Raw genomic sequence first — 2,595 nt, forward strand, 5'->3', positions numbered from 1 at the left:
TGAGCGCCACCATAGCGGGTTTCTTTATCGGACTGGTATAAAATAAAAGCGCGTCAGCAAAAACTGGCGCGCTTTTATTAATGAATGATATCAGTAAAATTATTCTCTGGATCCATCTCAAGCGCCAGTTCGATCATTTTCTTTTTATCATTAATTGTATAACCATTCTTTTGTTTTAATAACAGGCCTTCGCGCGTAAATTGTGCAATGACATATAATAAATGGCGATAGGTTACACCCATATATTCTGCTGCCTGCGTATGTTTTTCTTGATACAGATCGTCATGCTGCGTCAATAAAATAAATGCGGCCAGATGGTTAACCAAAGGAAATGATTGATTCTGGGTCAGCGAGACAATATTACGGTAATTTTTGCGACTTAACGAGACGCAAAGCTGACGCAGAAAAATGGCATCATTTAGTAGTAGCGGACGATATTGTTTCATGGGCAGCACCAAACACCAGCATTCTTCTATGGCCTGAACGGCACGAGGTTCATGGTTGGCGTCAACTAACTCAATCTCACCAATAAAACAAGGGGCACCGAAGAAGTCAATCAATGACACCCTGCCGTTAGGTAATGTGGCATACAGCTTGGCACGCCCGCGAGCCAAGTAAAACAGATATGACGGCTGGTTTCCCTCCCGCACAATGTAGTCTCCGGCTGCAACATGGAACAACCGGGTATCACGTGAAACATCAACAGAGAAGCATTCTGTATAGCCTGTTTGGTCAATGAGTTGCTGCCTGAGAGCATCATTTTGGATTTCTTTCACAATGGTTTTCCGGTATGAGATTTCTCATATTCAGCATACGATTTCTGTCGCTATGATTCTAGCATCGTCATGCTTTTGGTTTATTTGATAAGACGAAAATACCCTACCAGCGAACAGAGGAAATAAGAAATGGAAAGAAGAAAAATTATTCTGGATTGCGACCCCGGACACGATGATGCTATTGCAATGATGATGGCGGCAAGACATCCTGCAATTGAATTACTGGGCATTACTATTGTTGCTGGCAACCAGACACTGGATAAAACATTAGTGAATGGATTAAATGTATGCCAGAAACTTAATATTAATGTGCCGGTTTATGCTGGTATGCCACAACCTATTATGCGTAAGCAGATTGTCGCAGATAATATTCATGGTGAATCTGGTCTGGATGGCCCGGTGTTTGCACCGCTGATCCGTAAAGCAGAAAGCATTAATGCAGTGAAATATATAATAGATACACTCATGGCTAGCGATGGCGATATTACATTGGTGCCGGTCGGGCCATTGAGTAATATTGCCGTGGCGATGCGCATGCAGCCTGCTATTTTACCGAAAATCCGTGAGATCGTGCTGATGGGCGGCGCATACGGTACCGGTAATTTTACGCCTTCCGCAGAGTATAATATCTTTGCTGACCCCGAAGCTGCCCGTGTTGTCTTCACCTCCGGTGTGCCATTAGTGATGATGGGACTTGATCTCACCAATCAGACCGTTTGTACCGCTGAGGTTATTGCCCGGATGGAAAATGCGGGGGGACCGGCTGGGCAATTATTCGGCGACATCATGAACTTTACCCTCAAAACGCAATATGAAAACTATGGTCTGGCCGGAGGCCCGGTGCATGACGCAACCTGTATCGGATATTTGATTAATCCTCAGGGAATCAAAACACAGGACATGTACGTCGAAGTCGATGTCAATAGCGGTCCATGCTATGGACGTACCGTCTGCGATGAGCTGGGAGTGTTGGGAAAACCTGCGAATACGAAAGTTGGGATCACCATTGATACCGTCTGGTTCTGGGATTTAGTTGAAGAGTGTGTGCGCATGTATCTCTGACGCTACAACCGGTCTGTACAGTCGTGGTACAGGCCGGTTGACACCTGATGGGCAGTGAGCAGTCGCCCGTAACGAGTTCACACCTGGCATGTCGGGAAGATCATTATGGACATAATGAGAAGTGTTCTGGGGATGGGAGTATTACTGATAATTGCATTTCTGTTGTCAGTAAATAAAAAGCGTATCAATCTGCGTACCGTAGGGGCGGCGTTGATCCTGCAGGTTGCCATTGGCGGTGTGATGCTCTATTTTCCGCCGGGGAAATGGCTGGCCGAGCAGGCGGCGCTGGGGGTTCATAAGGTTATGACTTACAGTGATGCTGGTAGCGCCTTTATTTTCGGTTCCCTGGCAGGACCTGAAATGGATAAGGTTTTTAATGGCGCCGGTTTTGTGTTTGCATTTCGAGTACTTCCCGCGATTATTTTTATTACCGCACTGGTAAGTCTGTTGTATTACATCGGCGTGATGGGATGGCTCATCCGCGTTCTCGGTGGTATTTTCCAGAAGGCGCTGAACATCAGTAAGATCGAGTCTTTCGTGGCTGTCACCACGATTTTCCTCGGGCAAAATGAGATCCCGGCGATCGTCAAACCCTTTATGGACCGCCTCAATCGTAATGAGCTGTTTACCGCAATTTGTAGTGGAATGGCTTCCATTGCTGGTTCAACAATGATTGGTTACGCCGGCCTTGGCGTACCCATTGATTACCTGCTGGCGGCTTCATTAATGGCAATCCCTGGCGGTATTTTGTTCGCGC

The 2,595-nt window shown here is 46.3% G+C and carries 3 protein-coding genes; 2 read left to right on the forward strand and 1 reads right to left on the reverse strand.

Features of this window, described 5'->3' with window-relative positions:
- Positions 1–77: 77 nt before the first annotated feature.
- A complete protein-coding gene (locus tag FDX14_RS21245) occupies positions 78–776 on the reverse strand; it encodes a transcriptional regulator YeiL (protein ID WP_137350195.1) in 699 nt (232 codons plus the stop codon).
- A gap of 129 nt (positions 777–905) precedes the next feature.
- On the opposite strand from FDX14_RS21245, the gene rihB reads away from it, so the two are divergent.
- Together rihB and FDX14_RS21255 are read left to right on the forward strand one after the other, a co-directional pair.
- Positions 906–1,838: a ribosylpyrimidine nucleosidase gene (gene rihB, locus FDX14_RS21250; RefSeq protein WP_137350196.1), complete on the forward strand. Its 933-nt coding sequence runs from the start codon at positions 906–908 to the stop codon at positions 1,836–1,838.
- A gap of 105 nt (positions 1,839–1,943) precedes the next feature.
- The coding region (locus FDX14_RS21255; RefSeq protein ID WP_286364588.1) for a Na+ dependent nucleoside transporter N-terminal domain-containing protein at positions 1,944–2,595 on the forward strand (652 nt) is incomplete at its 3' end.

Source organism: Citrobacter sp. wls710 (genome assembly GCF_005281115.1).
GTDB classification, from domain to species: Bacteria; Pseudomonadota; Gammaproteobacteria; order Enterobacterales; family Enterobacteriaceae; genus Citrobacter; species Citrobacter werkmanii.

Bases quoted from the DNA above. Each gene is read 5' to 3' on its own strand.
- rihB (WP_137350196.1), top strand. From the start codon at position 906: ATGGAAAGAAGAAAAATTATTCTGGATTGCGACCCCGGACACGATGAT.